12 protein-coding genes and 1 pseudogene are annotated in these 15,742 nt (G+C 44.7%); 4 read left to right on the forward strand and 9 right to left on the reverse strand.

The features are described 5' to 3' along the window. Positions 1-3: 3 nt before the first annotated feature. The 4 genes and pseudogenes from B3J29_RS02410 to B3J29_RS02425 all read right to left on the reverse strand — a co-directional run bounded on the left by B3J29_RS02410 (position 4) and on the right by B3J29_RS02425 (position 7,140). Positions 4-1,014 (reverse strand): ABC transporter permease, encoded by a 1,011-nt coding sequence (locus B3J29_RS02410; RefSeq protein ID WP_286964273.1) that lies wholly within the window; start codon positions 1,012-1,014, stop codon positions 4-6. After that, positions 1,014-1,966, reverse strand: a pseudogene (locus B3J29_RS02415) (ABC transporter permease subunit). The gene B3J29_RS02410 and the pseudogene B3J29_RS02415 overlap by 1 nt, the downstream one beginning before the upstream one ends. 22 nt (positions 1,967-1,988) lie before the next feature. Then, a complete protein-coding gene (locus B3J29_RS02420; protein ID WP_286964274.1) occupies positions 1,989-3,821 on the reverse strand; it encodes an extracellular solute-binding protein in 1,833 nt (610 codons plus the stop codon). A gap of 16 nt (positions 3,822-3,837) precedes the next feature. Continuing rightward, a complete protein-coding gene (locus B3J29_RS02425) occupies positions 3,838-7,140 on the reverse strand; it encodes a lytic transglycosylase (RefSeq protein ID WP_286964275.1) in 3,303 nt (1,100 codons plus the stop codon). 208 nt (positions 7,141-7,348) lie between these two features. On the opposite strand from B3J29_RS02425, the gene dnaQ reads away from it, so the two are divergent. From dnaQ to nudC, 3 genes are all read left to right on the forward strand, one after another. Beyond that, positions 7,349-8,722, forward strand: a complete 1,374-nt coding sequence (dnaQ, locus tag B3J29_RS02430) for a DNA polymerase III subunit epsilon (protein WP_286964276.1) — start codon at positions 7,349-7,351, stop codon at positions 8,720-8,722. 126 nt (positions 8,723-8,848) lie between these two features. Continuing rightward, positions 8,849-10,492 (forward strand): chemotaxis protein, encoded by a 1,644-nt coding sequence (locus tag B3J29_RS02435; RefSeq protein WP_286964277.1) that lies wholly within the window; start codon positions 8,849-8,851, stop codon positions 10,490-10,492. Next, positions 10,492-11,271: an NAD(+) diphosphatase gene (gene nudC, locus B3J29_RS02440; RefSeq protein ID WP_286964278.1), complete on the forward strand. Its 780-nt coding sequence runs from the start codon at positions 10,492-10,494 to the stop codon at positions 11,269-11,271. Before B3J29_RS02435 ends, nudC begins: the two co-directional genes overlap by 1 nt. 69 nt (positions 11,272-11,340) lie before the next feature. Here nudC and B3J29_RS02445 read toward each other — a convergent pair whose 3' ends face one another. From B3J29_RS02445 to B3J29_RS02460, 4 genes are all read right to left on the reverse strand, one after another. Further along, positions 11,341-12,219, reverse strand: a complete 879-nt coding sequence (locus B3J29_RS02445) for an alpha/beta hydrolase (RefSeq protein ID WP_286964279.1) — start codon at positions 12,217-12,219, stop codon at positions 11,341-11,343. Continuing rightward, complete coding sequence (locus B3J29_RS02450) at positions 12,209-12,901, reverse strand: BON domain-containing protein (RefSeq protein ID WP_004782863.1); 693 nt, start codon at positions 12,899-12,901, stop codon at positions 12,209-12,211. The genes B3J29_RS02445 and B3J29_RS02450 overlap by 11 nt, the downstream gene beginning before the upstream one ends. A 136-nt stretch (positions 12,902-13,037) precedes the next feature. After that, a complete protein-coding gene (locus B3J29_RS02455) occupies positions 13,038-13,451 on the reverse strand; it encodes a YraN family protein (protein WP_034170475.1) in 414 nt (137 codons plus the stop codon). 9 nt (positions 13,452-13,460) lie between these two features. Then, the gene (locus B3J29_RS02460; RefSeq protein WP_005234759.1) at positions 13,461-14,420 is read right to left on the reverse strand and encodes a penicillin-binding protein activator; all 960 of its coding nucleotides are present in this window, start codon (positions 14,418-14,420) and stop codon (positions 13,461-13,463) included. A gap of 10 nt (positions 14,421-14,430) precedes the next feature. On the opposite strand from B3J29_RS02460, the gene rsmI reads away from it, so the two are divergent. After that, positions 14,431-15,273 carry a 16S rRNA (cytidine(1402)-2'-O)-methyltransferase gene (gene rsmI, locus B3J29_RS02465; protein WP_125278947.1) on the forward strand — a complete coding sequence of 281 codons (843 nt, stop codon included), beginning with the start codon at positions 14,431-14,433 and terminating at the stop codon, positions 15,271-15,273. 67 nt (positions 15,274-15,340) lie between these two features. On the opposite strand, the gene B3J29_RS02470 is transcribed toward rsmI, so the two are convergent. Further along, positions 15,341-15,592, reverse strand: coding sequence for a hypothetical protein (locus B3J29_RS02470; protein WP_004782870.1), 252 nt, complete (start codon positions 15,590-15,592; stop codon positions 15,341-15,343). Positions 15,593-15,742: the final 150 nt, after the last annotated feature.

A 15,742-nucleotide genomic window follows, 5' to 3' on the forward strand; every position in this document is an offset into this window, starting at 1 on the left:
ATTTTAAATTTTGGGATCGAAAGCATCCCGGATGGCTTCACCGATATAGATGAGCAAAGACAAGACAATGGCCAAAGTTAAAAAACCAGATAAAGCCAACCACGGCGCATTGAGATTATTTTTACCTTGCAGCAATAATTCCCCCAGAGAAGCGGTTTCAGGCGGCAAACCATAACCTAGAAAGTCCAGTGCAGTCAGTGCGCTGATATTGGCGGTCAGCATAAAAGGTAGTTGTGACAGGCTGGAACCGATGACATTCGGCAAGATATGCCGAAACATGATTCGACCGTGCCCTGCACCAATACTTTTCGCTGCCCAGACATATTCCAGATTTCTGGCCCGTAAAAATTCGGCACGCACCATCGACACCAGTGTCGTCCAGCCAAAAAAGAGCATGATCACAAACAGCCAGTAAATGTTCGGGCTAAACACACTGACCAGAATCATGACCATAAACAGCATTGGCAGGCTGCTCCAGACCTCAAGTGCACGTTGTCCGATCAGGTCAATCCAGCCACCATAATAGCCTTGAACTGCACCGACCAGCACACCTAATCCTGCCGACAGCAAAGTCAGTGCAAAGCCAAACAGCAAGGAAATACGCAGACCATATAAAATCCGTGCTAGCACATCACGTCCTTGATCATCGGTCCCCAGCCAATTTTGTTGGCTTGGTGCTGAAGGCACTGGAATATCGAGTGTCAAATTGGGTGTGTCATATGCAAAACGGATCACTGGCCAGATTGCCCAGCCTTTGGCATTAATCAGCTGCTGTACCGCAGGATCCTGATACTCGGCTTCAGTTTCAAAGACACCACCAAAAGTCGTTTCAGGATATGACTTTATTACTGGCAGATAATAAGAATCCTCATACTTGATCAGTAAGGGCTTATCGTTAGCGATCAGCTCAGCACCAAGTGACAAGATAAAAATAATGATAAAGGCAATGAAGCAGGCAAATCCGGTTTTATTATTTTTAAAACGTTGCAGACTGGCGCGTAGCATTGGTGACATTATTTTGACCCTCGTGAATCAAAATGGATTCGGGGATCAATCACCCGATACAGCACATCACTGATCAAACGCAGCACCAAGCCCAATAAGGTAAAAATAAACAAGGTTCCAAAAATGACCGGATAATCCCGCTGCAGAATCGCCTCAAATCCCAGCATGCCCAAACCATCCAGATTGAAGATGATTTCAATAAACAGGTTCCCGACAAATAAAATACCGAGCAAAGCTTCTGGCAATCCAGCGATCAACACCAGCACAGCATTGCGCAGTACATGCCGGTAGAGCACTGCTATGTCCTGTAGTCCCTTCGCTCTTGCTGCCAGCACATATTGTTTACTGAGCTCTTCCATAAAGGAAAATTTCACCAGATAAGTNNAAAATTTTCCGAGCTTAACCCTTGTAAAGGAAACCATTGCAGATAGGAACCACCTGCAAAAAATACAATCAGCAAAATGGCAAAGATAAAGGCTGGAATGGCATAGCCCACAGCTAGCAGCAAAGATGTCGTTTGATCAAACAGGCTGCCATGCTTTTTGGCCTTCTGGATGCCAAGAGGAATAGAGACCAGATAGATCAGCAAGGTACTCCAGAAACCTAGAGACAGTGAAACTGGCAGTTTTTCCCAGATCAGTTCAGTCACAGCTTGACCTTTAAAAAAACTCTGGCCTAAATCGAACTGGGAATAGCTTTTCAACATCTCCCAGAACCGTAGATGAACCGGTTGATCAAATCCATACTGAATCTTGATCTGCTCCAGCATTTCGGGCGTCAGGCCTTGCTGTCCCTGATACTGCAAGCCACCGATCGCCAAATTATTCGCATGCTGTGCCTGATAGATGGCCTGTTCCACTGGACCACCCGGTGCAAGCTGAATCACTACAAAATTGATCAGTAGAACCATCAATAATGTCGGAATCATAAGAAGCAAACGTTTGACGATATAAGTGCTCATGGCACTCCCCGAAGCTGAAAACCTAGCGATATTTTAAGTACGGTGCCACTTGTCTGGCTTTAGCTGTATCCACCCACCAGTAATCAATACCCGCTGAAAGCTTGGGCTTGATGTTGGGCCGCTGATACATGTTCCAGTAAGCATACCAGTATTCGCCCGTACCATAGGTCGGAATATGATAATAACCAGCCCGTAACAAACGATCTAAAGCTCGGGTACTATAAATCAGCTGCTCCCGGCTTTGTGCCTGAACTACCTGATCAATCACCCGATCAATCACCGGATTTTGAATACCGGCATAATTATAATTGCCAGGCTGACGTGCCGCCTGACTGCCCCAAAACTGTTTCTGTTCCTGCCCTGGTGTCAGCGATTGCGGCATGGTATCTACAATTATATCAAACTGATAATTTCTTAGTCGCTCATAGTACTGAGCCGTTTCCACCATCCGAATATGCGCCTGAATCCCCAGACGTTTTAAATGGCGTAGATAAGGCATTAGATGACGCTGCTGTTCAGCTTGGTGCAGTAGAAATTCGATCTGTACAGGTTTACCTTGAGCAGTCACCAGGTTTCCCTGCTGATAACGGTAACCGGCATTCAATAAAATTTGTCGCGCCTGTAATAAATTTTTGCGGTTAAACCCGGAGGCATCTGATTGCGGATAATGCCAATCCTGTAATACCGTCTGACGTTGCACCGGATGCAATTTAGATAAATTTGGCCGTAATATTTTCAGCTCTTGGGCACTCGGCTTGCCTGTAGATGCCAGTTCACTGTTACTAAAAAAACTGTTCAGACGCTGATATTCCCCATGAAACAAGGCTTTATTTAGCCATTCAAAATCATAGGCCAGAGTTAAAGCTTGCCGGAAGTGGATATCGGCAAAGGGCTGACGCCGCATATTAAAAATCAGGCTTTGGGTTGGAATCGGATTGTGATGGTGAAAACGATAGGTTTTGATCTGGCCTTGCTGTACCGCAGGAAAGCGATAATCACTTACCCAGCGGTTAACCTGTTTTTCTTCATGCAGTGTGAACTGGCCCGACTTAAAAGCTTCAAACTTGATTTCCGGACTACGGTAATAACGATACTGTATGCGATCAAAATTATAACGCCCACGATTGACCAGCAGATCTTTACCCCAGTAATGCGGATTACGTTTATAGGAAATACTGCGTCCTGCATCAATACGTTCAATCACATAAGGCCCAGAACCCAAGATCGGTTTCAGGTTAATATCCTTGAAATTACGCTTTTGCCATTCCTGCTGGGAATAAATCGGCATTTGCGTCACAATCATGGCCATTTCCGGATTATGGCGAGATTTAAAACTCATCTTAACTTTTGAAGGTGACAGAACTTCGGTTTTTTTAATATCTGCCAGATACATCTGCAAGCCGAAATTAGACTGGGTCTGGTACAGATCAAAACTATATTTCACATCCTTAGCCGTCACTGGCTGACCATTACTGAATCTGGCTTCAGGATTTAAATGGAAAATAATATAAGCAGTCTGCTTTGGATCGAAACTGACTTTCTCAGCCAACAAGGGATAATAGACACCGGGTTCATCCAGGGATTTCGACATAAGGCTGTCAAAAATATAGTTAATCCCTTCAGTGACATTGCCCTTACCATTCATGCTGTTCAGATTATTAAAACTGCCATCGGCTGCCTGAATAAGAATGCCGCCTTTGGGCGCTTGCGGATTGGCATAAGGCAGAGATTTAGCCTGTGCATATTTGGGCGCACTATGCAGTGCAATATAAGGTGTCGTAATGACTGCTGCCCCGCTAGAACTGATGATCCAGGGGGCAGCAAGAATCCATAAGACATGGACGGGATTAAACAATTTCACGATCCAGAAATTAGTTTGGAACCTTAATCACATCACCAATACGCAATTGAGTATTGGGTTTCAGCTCATTCATTTCTGCCAGCTCATTGGTTGCCATACCATAACGGGATGCCAGACCGATCAAGGTATCGCCACGCTTCACCTTGTATTCAGTGACCAGCTTCGGAAGCTGAAGCGTTTGGCCCACACGTAAACCTGCACGTGGACTAAGATTGTTCAGGCTCGCCAGATCAGTAACAGGTACTCCTACACGATTGGCAATCGCAATCAGAGATTCCCCGGATTTTACCGTATAGGATTCTGTCGCCTTAGAAGATGCAGATTTTGTTGCGACTTTCAATGCTGGCTCTTTTTTGGCGATCTGAATATCTTCATTAATTTTTAAACGCTGTCCAACCCGCACATTGCTAGTGGTGCTTAGGCCGTTCAGGTCTGCCAGATAACGTAATTGCAGATGATATTGCCGGGCAATCGAGCTTAAGGTTTCACCAGATTTCACGATGTGAGTATCTGATTTGACATTTTTTTCCTGAGTCTCGGTGATCACTTCCTGCACAGGTTCAGGGCTGCCAGATAATTTCAGATGCTGACCCACCCGCAGATTGGCACTACGGGAAATATTGTTCAGGTTGGCAATCTGATCCATCGACAGATTATATTTTGCTGCAATCCCGGTCAGCGTATCACCCGATTGAACCGTATAGCTGTCAGGAACCTGACTACCGGCCGGAATCTTGATGGTTTGACCGATGCGTAAGCCACTGTTTGCAGACAGGCCATTTAACGCTGCCAGTTCAGATACCGTCAATTTACTTTGATTAGCAATGCTGTACAGGGTTTCACCACGTTTGACCTGATAGCTTTCTGTTGGCGTATGATCAACCTTAACGTTCTCAAACTTCTGTTCGATTTTTTCGGTTTTTTTGCTGCTCGCAGTCAGTTCTTCAACTTCATTGAGAGGAACATTAATCTTCTGTCCGACCATCAAACTGCTACCCGCGGTTAAACCCGGAGTTAGTGCGGCAAGTTCAGCATTCGACAATACATAGCGATCTGCAATCAGTTTCAGGTATTCACCACGTTTAACAATATAGGACTTGGTCTGAACTTTGGCAGTTTCGGCTTTTTTACTGTCTTCAGCTTTCGCTTTGCTGGCACTTTCTTTTAAGGAAAGCTTTTGCCCCACAAATAAACCACTGGTCGTACTCAGATCATTATAATCAGCCAACTGTTTGACGCTCAGGCCGAACTGACTGGCAACACTGGTCAATGAATCATTGGCCTGAACCACATAGCTTTCCGGTTTCTCTTTGGCTTTCGGTGCTTCCTGTACGGGCTTGGCATCATAGAGATAAATTGTCGTACCCACATATAGCGTAGAGTTTGGATCAATCTGGTTCCATTTCGCGACATCACGCCAGTTCACGCCATTTTTGGCTGCAATCAATGCCAGATTATCGCCCGGTAAAACCTTATAGGTACTGCGCTTACCTTTCGGTGCCACAACCACGACTTCTGAATCAGTCTTGACATAGTTTTTGCCCTGATTGAGTCGGGCTTCAACTGAATCTGCACTGGTATTTACAGCGACTTCTTTCGGATATGAGAATCCTTTGGTCAGCTCTTTACCTTGCTGCTCGGCAATAGACTGACTGGTCTGAATTGCAGTCAGTTTAATCTTGCCATCATAAGGGTCAACAATTTCTGTACCTGCAGGTGCCAGTGCTTTCAGCTCTTCAATGACCTGTGCCTGTTCAGCCGCAGTCGCTACAGGTTGTAAAAGCTCATCCACGGTTTTATTAATTTCTTCTGCTGACACCACTTTCTGGATTTGCTGACGTTCAGCTGCGGTAATTGGTGGCTCGACCTGGATAGGCTTCACCGAAGCAACTGGCGTCACAGCAACTGGAATACGTGGCGCACTTGGAATAGGCAATTCACTTTTTGCAGCAAATTCAGCAAGTGCTTCGGAACCACGTGGTGTGCTGACCCGTTTGGTGGTTTGTGCAGTTAGATTAGGTGTCGTGGTGGTTGACACTGCTGCTGGTGCAGTCGTGGCTGGTTTAGGTGTTGTGGTCGCAGTTGGAGCTTTAGTTGCTGTTGCTGTCTTAGCAGTCGTAGTGGCAAGCACCGGTGGAGTCTGCTTGGCAGGTACGATGGTGGTACTGGTTGATGCTGGTGCTACAGTTGGATTTGGAGTTACTGTAGTGGTCGTTTTAGGCGAGTTACTGACAGTACCTGCCCATAAGCCGCTTGAACTAGACTGCAGTTTTTTCAGTTTTCCATCAATCGATGGACTTAAGTCAGCCGGAATCAAAATACGGCGCGGACTTTCCGGATCAATACGATCACCACGATGCCCCGGGTTAAGCTGATACAGTTCAGCACGGCTTAAACCGGTAATGGCTGCAATCTCATTTAAATTGGCTGCACCGACAGTCACTTCACGAAAGTGAGGACGGTTGGCAATTGGTGGCAAACTCACGCCATAAGTACCCGGATTTTTCACAATCTGCGCAACTGCCAGGAAACGCGGCACATAGTTCATGGTTTCCTGAGGCAGTTTCAAGGACCAGTAATCGGTAGGCAAGCCTGCGGCCTTATTACGGTTAATCGCCTGCTGGATACGGCCTGGACCGGCATTATAAGAGGCCAAAGCCAATTCCCAGGAACCAAACTGGTTATATAAACTGCCTAGAAACTCATAAGCCGCACGGGTTGATTCCACCACATCACGACGGCCATCGTAGAGGGATGTCTGTTTCAAGCCATAAATACGCCCGGTACTTGGAATGAACTGCCATAAACCTGCTGCTGCTGCACTACTGGTCGCCGCCGGGTCATAAGAACTTTCAATAATCGGCAATAAAGCCAGTTCCGTAGGCATGCCACGGCGCTCTGCTTCTTTCACCGTATAATAGAGATAACGCGATGCACGGGCACTCAGGCGGTCCAGATACGGCTGACGGGAAATAAACCAGCCACGCTGTGCATCAATACGCGGATTCCAGGTATTCAGATCCATCTTGAAACCCACGGTCATCCGTTTCCAGATATCACCATGCTTCAAAATCAGTAAGCGATCACCTTCAACCGCACGCATATCCGTTGCAGAAAGTAAATCTTCCAGCCCATCCAAACTGCTTGCATCTAGATATTGTGAGCCAACCTGCTTGCTTGACGCTTTTTGGGTCGCACTTTGTGTAGAAGAACAGCCCGTCAGTCCCAAGGAAGCGAGTGCCGTTCCAAGTACAGAAAATTTTAAAAATGTTGGTAATGCAGGCTGCCACAAAATTGCAGTTGGTTTATACATAAAGAAATCCAAACAATTCGTATATAAATTTATTTTTTAGATATGCCATTGTAGTGAAGCATGTCGTGGACACAAGGCATTAATTTACCCCGATTTCACGTTAAATGTTACAAGAAATTAAAAAAACTGGTGTATCTAGACGCATCAAGCGTATTTGCGTTATACAATATCCGCTTCAGCAAGTTCTTTTTTGATCGGATTTTAATTTATGTCTCACACTATCACGCTATATGTTGATGGCGCCTGTCGCGGCAACCCGGGTTTAGGCGGTTGGGGGGCGTACATAATTACCGAACAGCAGGAACACAAAATTTGCGGTGGCGAAGATCATACCACCAATAATCGCATGGAGCTGACCGCGGCGATCGAAGGCATCCAGTTCTGTCCGAAAGATGCCAAGCTGATCATTTATACTGATTCCAATTATGTCAAACAAGGTATTACCGAATGGATTCATGGCTGGAAAAGGAAGAATTGGAAAGACGTTAAAAATCCGGATCTATGGCAAAAACTGGATGCCACCTGCCAAGGTCGGGATATTGAATGGCACTGGGTAAAAGGCCATGCCGGACATCCTGGCAATGAAATGGCCGACCAACTGGCCAATCAGGGTGCAGATGAAACCTTAAAAAAATCCAAATCAGTTACTGCAATCACTGAAAATAAAAAAAAATCTGAACCTGACTGGCTTCTAGACGACCCTTTCGGGCTGGATCTTGTCGATAGTGAAGAAGAACTCGAAGAGAGCATGGAAATGGCCGAAGAAGAAATGGAACAGACTGAAAATTTAGAAACAACTGAAAATACCGATGAGTCTGCTTCAGTCACTTCAGATTCAACCGAACTACATCCGCAAATTGTGATTACACCGCCGACCTTAGAGCTGCATGGCCCCCGTCAATTGATTCTGGATACGGAAACCACCGGTTTCTATTATCAGGATGGTGACCGGATCATTGAGGTGGGTGCGATCGAAATGATTAACCGGAAACTGACCGGCAGCTCAATCCATATTTATATCAATCCGAAAAAACCGGTTGGCGATTCGGTGAATGTCCACGGTATCACCGACGAGTTCCTGCAAGACAAGCCGCTGTTTGAAGAAATCTCACAGGTACTGTTTGACTATCTGCAAGGTGCCGAAATTATTGCGCATAACGCGACCTTCGATATGAACTTCCTGGATATGGAATTCAAGCGCGCAGGTTTTGTCGCGCTTTCTGAAGTTTGTGAAGTGACCGATACCCTGGCAATGGCCAAGTCCAAGCATCCGGGACAGAAAAACTCTCTGGACGCCCTCGTCCGTCGTTATGAAATTCCACAGCGTGACCGTACCTTCCACGGTGCCTTGCTCGATGCGGAAATTCTGTCCGATGTTTATCTGGCCATGACCGGTGGACAGGTCTCTTTTGATATGGATGCCCTGTCACATACCGAAGAACAAGGCGGCAGTTCAGGCAGTGTAAAAATTGAAATTGAATTGCCTGTGATTCTTCCATCAGATGAAGAACTTGCCGAACATGAGAAATGGATCAAACAATTTGAAGAAAAGCATGGAACGCCTTGCCTTTTTGCAAAATAAAATCTAAATTTCAAGCAGTAATTTCGCTTTTAAAATACAGTTCTTCAGTTATAGTAATTCCAAAGAGGCCCCGTCCGATAAAGCGGGGCTCATATATAGATAATACTCAAGGAAAGGTGCAGATCCATGTCTTACCAAACCTCTATACATTTTGATCCAACAGCTTTACTGATAATAAAAAATGAGGTTGATAACTCGATCAAGTTAGTCGAATCAGCAGTAAGCACCTTGGTAGAAGATCAAACTTTACCTTTTGGCATTGACGATGCATTAAATCAGTTCGAACAATGTGCACAGGTACTGGCACTGATTGATATGCCGAATCTGGCACAAATTGCACAATATTCAGCAGAACTGATGCGCAAGATTATGGGGAATCCGGCGCAGGTCAACACTCAGGATGTGATCGCATTGAGTGAAGGCACCACCATGCTAAAACGCTATATCGAATTTATCTGCTTACGTGAAGTGAAAATTCCGCAGTTCCTGCTCGATACCCTGAACCGTCTGGAACTTGCGCTTGGTAAACCATTAACCACTGAAGGTCAGCATATTGAACCTTTGCTTGACCTGATTACCCCAGACTTCCAGTTACCCCAAGTACCAGGTCTGGAAAAATCCAAATATGTGCAACGCCTGTACAAGCTGTCTCTTAACAAACTGCTAAAACAGGAAGAAAGCGAGATGGACCTACAAGCGATTAAACTGGTCGGTACTTATCTGGCAGGCCTTTCAGCAAGTCATTCTAGCAAGCAATACTGGCATCTGGTGCATGTTGCTTTTGATAATATTGATCACCTGCTCATTAATGAACCACGTTTACGTACTTTAATCAGTATTGAACGCAACATGTCGCAGTACTTTAGTTCAGCCGACAGCTTCAAAGCTTCTCTATCTGATCTGGCAAATGTATTAAGCTTATGTATCAGTCAGGAAGATGCAACTGCACAGCAAATCCGTAGCCAGCTGAATATTGGTGATGATCTACTGACAGATATGCAGCTTCAGGTGTTCAGCCGTCATCTGTATGGTCCGGACTTCGAAACCATGCATACCATTAGCGAACTGGTGACTGCGGAAATGACCCAGATCCGCAATGATATCGAATACAACTATCAGCACATGACACCTGAAAAAATTCAGGAACTTCAGACTCAGCTGAATAGCCTGGCCAATATCTTCAAGGTTCTGAACCTGAACGAAGCCTATCATGATTTAAACCGTCAGGCAGCTTCACTCAGCCAGGTAGATATTCTGAAAGATGAGTCTTTTGCCCAGCAGTTGATGAATGTGATTCTATCCGCGATGAACTCGATTGGTGTATTGGAGCGCCATCATACTTCGAGCCGCTTGCAGCTACGTGTGAATAACATGAATATCTCATTGGATCGTCTGGACGAAGCACACAACGCTTTGTTAAATGAAACCAAGGCATTAATTGAATTGTCTAGCCAGATTCTGACTGATTATCTGCAAGATCAGGACCTGGCCAAACTTGAACCTGTACCCATCCAGTTCTGTGAAATTGGCGGTGCCATGCTGTTCCTGAATGCTGAACATGTGAAAGCTGCATTCAATACGACTGCCCTGTTCATCAAAAATCGTATTGAACAGTCGCTTGCATTAACACCAGTAGAAATTCATCATGCGCTGGATGCATTGGCTAGTGCCGACATGATGATCGATAACTTAAAGAATAAACAGCCTGTATTACAGTCCATGTTTAAGGTAGCATTAGACAGTAGTGAGAAACTGAAAATCGTTGCCTAATGTCTAAAAAATTATCACTTGCTTATATTTTCCAGCAGCAACAGTTGCTGGTCGACCAACACTTTCAACTGCCTCAAGTTGAAGCTCTGGCAAGTGATTTGCTGCTGAATCCGGGTGATCAGGTGGTTGCCCGTGATCTTCTTCCAGATGAGCCAATTCCTGAAGGCTTGCAACTGGTTCCAATCCGTCAATTATTACAGTTTTGGAATGTTCAGCAATTTGAACAGGCCAGTCGTGCTGTGCAACTATTGGAATGGCGCCGGAATCACAAATTCTGTAGCCACTGTGGCACCCCGACTGAAGCCCATGCTGTTGAATATGCCATGGTTTGCCCAGCCTGCCATTATCGTCAGTATCCACGGGTGCAACCTTGTGTGATTACTGTGATTACCCGTGGTGAGGATGAAATTCTGCTGGCCAAAAATGCACGCAATACCAAAAGCCAGATGTATGGCCTGATTGCCGGATTTGTCGAAGTTGGGGAAACGCTAGAAGAAGCGGTACGCCGCGAGACGCTGGAAGAAGTCGGCTTAAAAGTGAAAAATATCCAGTATCTGGCCAGTCAGCCGTGGCCTTTCCCGAGTAACCTGATGATTGCCTTCAAAGCAGAATATGCAGATGGTGAGTTGCAATTACAGGAAGAAGAAATTAGCGACGCGAAATTCTTCAAATTTGATCAGCTGCCTGAAATTCCGTTTAAAGGCAGTATAGCTCATGCCATGATCATGCATGTGACTCAAGGCACACCAGTCGCAGATGATACCCGTGAATGGCTCTAAAGTTTTCAATTTAAAAAGCCCGGTTTTTATACCGGGCTTTTTTGTGGGAATTACCATGATCACAGATCTTCATTTAAAAGCATCTTCTAGCGCCCACATCACACGCGGCTTGGTTTCAAAGAACCGGCTAAACAAACTGGACAATGAACCGATCATCGTAATATGGCCCAATTTCGGAATGGTAATCAGCTCGCTATGATTGCCATGGTCTTTTAATACCCGGTCCAGATCCTGACTGTTGAAATGACCGACAATATTGTCCCGCTCTGCCATGAACAGATAATGTTTGGTGGAGGTCTTTTCCACGAAATAATATGGCATCACCTGCTGATACGGAATCGACTGGTCAAAAGCCTCCGCACAGATTGGATCATCTTTATAGTCAAAATGATAAGGACCTGCCAGTCCAATAATGGCGCGGATCTGTTCCTGCTCAATCATAGCCTTTTGTGGATGATACAGGGCTGACATGACATTAAATGCCCCCGCTGAATGTCCCATCAAGACCAGATTTTCCGTAGAAACATTTAACTGATCGGCATGCTGCTGCAAATGATTTAGCAAGAGATGCAGGTCATTAATATAGATCGGAAAAATGTGTTCAGGCGCTAGGTGATAGTTCATCACCACCACATCATAGCCCTCTTTGGCAAAGGCCTCGCCAATGAAATGGTAATCATTTTTATCACCGTGTAGCCAGGCACCCCCATGGACAAAGATAATCAGGGGGCGATGCGCTAAAGGCTGATGACTTAAAAACAGATCAAAACGTTGACGAGCTTTTAAGCCATAGGCTAACTGGGTTTCAACACTATAACCCTGTTTGGGGGTTAACCGGTTCAGCGCATAACTGCCAAAATCATAGATTCGGAAATCTTTATAACGTTGTTGGACTTCAAGGATCTGATCTGACAGCTGCGTTTTAAATTGACCGACCTTATGGAACATCAGTCGGTTCAACTGTATCAGGATCAATGGCGACTGGAGTCTGTTCAACACCCGACTGTGCATAAGATGCAGGCGCTGCAAAATTCTGGTTAGTATTATAACCAGAGCGCTGATCCACATTGTCGATGAGCGTGACAATTTTCGTGATATTCCCCACTTGTTGCAGCACCTGATTCAGGTCATCGATTTCTGCACTATTCAGACGTCCCATCACATACAGCACGCCATCTTCAGTATGCACATGCACTTTGCTGTCAGATACTACTGGTGCTTTCATAATCAGGCCACGGGTATTCGCCGTCACGGCGGTATCCTGCATGATCGTAGTGTAGCTGCTCTGGTTACCCACAGTAATAAAATTGTGCACCGCTTTGACGTCACTCATGGATTTGACATTATCTTCTGCCAATTGCTTGAGATGCGCATCCGGTACCTGCCCGGTCAACAGGACATTACCATGGAAGCTTTCAATATTGACCCTTGACTGTTTAAAACGTGAATCCAGTTTATAAAGATTAATTTTTGCAGTACGTACAATAGAAGAATCGATAAATACCTGTCCTAGCGTCCGAGCTCCATTTTCGGTACCTACAGGAGCCGTACCAGTACCGCTAGAAATAAAGCTGGCACAACCCGATAAACTTGCGACACACAGCATTGTTATTGCAATACGCTTAACCACTCAGCAAGACTCCTTAATTTTAATCAGTCTTATTTCAATATAATAATCTGTTTTTTCAAGGCCAGATGTTCTTCATCATACTTGAACTTTCCCATGATGCTGCAAATTTTATCTACCGCATCAGATCTTATTTTATTCAAAGATTAATAAACTCTTGATCAAAAGTAAAAGCATTTTCAAACCAGTGCAGATCATAAGGGTATTGAGAAAAATCATGCTGTATGGTTTTTGCAAAATACCGATTAAAATCAAAACAAATCACATCAAAACGATAGTAATAATGTGCAAACTGTGGATTTTTTTGAATAAAACATACAGCCGTTTGTAGGACTTTTCGTTGCTTGGCAGAGGAAACCGATTCAAAAGCCAATGCATAAGCTGTTTTAGCCCGTGCTTTTACCTCGACAAAGACCAGTTCCTGCTCACGCTGCATGACCAGATCAAGTTCACCATAGCGACTATGCCAGTTTCTGGCAATGAGCTGAAAGTCTTGTTGCTGCATTAGTTGGGCAGCTTGTTGTTCTGCCCATGCACCTAATTGTTTCTGCATCGTTGACCCTTATAGTGCCTTAAGACCTTTGGCACTCTGCTGAAAACAGGACGGCGTACGTTGTATGCCTTGATCCGATACCCGAATCATTCCAGTACGACCCTGGAATTCAATATTGCGTATTTTTTTATTATTTAAATAATACTGGGTGATTTGCCAGGCATCGCCACCAAAAGCAATCAAACGCTGATAGGACATATTCACCGGTGCCTGTTGATAAGCCTGCATCACATCAGGCCAGTTAGCAAAATAAAGTACCGGCACATCGCAGAACTTGATGCCTCGTGGCGGAGCATGCTGTTCATTAATTGCATTCGCGACTGTGTAAATCCGTTTATGTCCTAAACCCTGTAAGGATGCCAGCCAGTCCGCATTGCCGAGCAATAGGATCCCCTGCTTGCTCTTCAGAAAAAATGGCGGCTTCTGGATCATTTCCAGTTGCAGCTCACTCTGGCTAAGTAGTGACATTAGCAAGAGTTCATGTTCTGACTCACTGCCCGGTTGACGCAGCACAAACAGTTGCTGAATCCCATCTAGCGCAATCTGCTTCTGTAAGGCAGCTGCATCTTCTTTTTTCGACAGGCTAAATTGCCAGATATTTGGGGCCGTTAGGCTAGTTTCATTCAAACTCAGTGTACGAATCTTGGGTTTAGTCTGCACCAGCTGCTCTACATCCTGACGTCCCAGAGGACCGATCACCATTTGCGTCTTTTTACTGACATGCTGTTTGAGTAACTGAGAGATTTTTTTCTGGTCTGAATTGACCCATTTCAATGGTACTTTCTGTCCGGACGCCGTATATGCACTGAGAAATCCTTGCTTGATACTCGAAGCAGCTCGCGCCAAGGGGCCGGTTTCAGGTAGAATAATCAGCACTTCCGCTTGTACGCTGCTGACGCAGACCAGTAACCCCAAGCCCAAAATTTTATTTTGAATCTTCCATTTTTTATTATTCGACTTATTCCACATGGAGAAACCTATGAGTGCTCAGTTATTTGTTGTTGCGACTCCAATCGGGCACTTAGATGATATTAGTTATCGTGCAATTAATGTATTGAAATCGGTGAGTCTTATTGCAGCTGAGGATACACGAACTTCTGCACAATTACTTAAACATTTTAATATTCAAACACCTTTGACAGCCTGTCATGAACATAATGAAAGCAACAAGATTGATCAGCTGATTCAACGCCTGCTCAATGGTGAAGATATGGCATTAATCAGTGATGCAGGTACACCACTGATTAGCGATCCAGGATTCAAGTTTGTCCGTGCTGCGCAAGAACATAATATTCGTGTGGTTCCTGTGCCGGGTGCATGTGCTGCAATTGCCGCATTAAGCGCAGTAGGTTTACCGAGTGACCGTTTCAGCTTTGAAGGTTTTTTGCCGTCTAAACAAAGCCAGCGGCTCTTGACTCTGGAAAAACTGAAAGATGAAACCCAGACCTTAATTTTCTATGAAGCACCGCACCGCATTCTGGAATGTGTTAAAGATCTGGCAGCGGTATTCGGTGCAGAACGTCCTGTAGGTTTTGCCCGTGAAATTACCAAGACCTTTGAAACCATCAAGAAAATGACACTGGGTGAACTGGTCGAATTTGTTGCCAATGACCATAACCAGCAAAAAGGTGAAATTGTACTGGTGATTGGTGGTTCTATCGAAGAGAAAGATCTGGATCAGGAAAAACTAGACAAGCTGTTACTACGTTTATTACAGGACCTGTCTGTCAAAGCAGCTTCACAACTGGCTGCAGATTTGACCGGGATCAAGAAAAAAATTGCTTATCAACGTGCTCTGGAACTGACTTCTGCCAACGATTAATTTTTTTTTACTGATAAAAACACCACAATCAATGTGGTGTTTTTTTATTTGCTAATACTAAGTGCAATTATTCTCTTGCAACGGATTCATCAGCTGGAACTTCAGTAATACGGCCACCACTTGCCAGAAAAGCTGCAATTTCATCTTCCAGTGCCTGACGTTTTTTCTGCTTAGCAGTTACAGTCAAAGTTTCAGCTTCCAATACGTCTGTATCATTCACAACTTCTTCGCTACTTGCAGCGCCTTTTTCTGCTGCTTTTGCTTCATCGTCGTCGATTACAGGATCTTCTACATCATCATAATCATTTACGTCTGTCATTTTGCTCTCCCCACAAATGGCTTCGCTTTTATCTATTGAACCAAGCTTTAAATTAACTGAAATTTAGCAATCTCTTTAGTCTTCGCCTAGCCCTAATTTTCAAAAAATCGTATCTTTTTTAAACAAAATGGTTACTCTTTATAGATGTTT

Origin of the sequence: Acinetobacter sp. UBA5984 (genome assembly GCF_002429925.1) — a bacterium.
GTDB classification, from domain to species: Bacteria; Pseudomonadota; Gammaproteobacteria; order Pseudomonadales; family Moraxellaceae; genus Acinetobacter; species Acinetobacter variabilis.

Excerpts from the sequence above, each read along its gene's own strand:
- B3J29_RS02445 (WP_286964279.1), bottom strand. The coding sequence starts at position 12,219 with ATGTTCCATAAGGTCGGTCAATTTAAAACGCAGCTGTCAGATCAGATC.
- B3J29_RS02435 (WP_286964277.1), top strand. The coding sequence starts at position 8,849 with ATGTCTTACCAAACCTCTATACATTTTGATCCAACAGCTTTACTGATA.
- B3J29_RS02470 (WP_004782870.1), bottom strand. The coding sequence starts at position 15,592 with ATGACAGACGTAAATGATTATGATGATGTAGAAGATCCTGTAATCGAC.
- rsmI (WP_125278947.1), top strand. The coding sequence starts at position 14,431 with ATGAGTGCTCAGTTATTTGTTGTTGCGACTCCAATCGGGCACTTAGAT.
- B3J29_RS02425 (WP_286964275.1), bottom strand. The coding sequence starts at position 7,140 with ATGTATAAACCAACTGCAATTTTGTGGCAGCCTGCATTACCAACATTT.
- B3J29_RS02460 (WP_005234759.1), bottom strand. The coding sequence starts at position 14,420 with ATGTGGAATAAGTCGAATAATAAAAAATGGAAGATTCAAAATAAAATT.
- nudC (WP_286964278.1), top strand. The coding sequence starts at position 10,492 with ATGTCTAAAAAATTATCACTTGCTTATATTTTCCAGCAGCAACAGTTG.
- dnaQ (WP_286964276.1), top strand. The coding sequence starts at position 7,349 with ATGTCTCACACTATCACGCTATATGTTGATGGCGCCTGTCGCGGCAAC.
- B3J29_RS02410 (WP_286964273.1), bottom strand. The coding sequence starts at position 1,014 with ATGTCACCAATGCTACGCGCCAGTCTGCAACGTTTTAAAAATAATAAA.
- B3J29_RS02455 (WP_034170475.1), bottom strand. The coding sequence starts at position 13,451 with ATGCAGAAACAATTAGGTGCATGGGCAGAACAACAAGCTGCCCAACTA.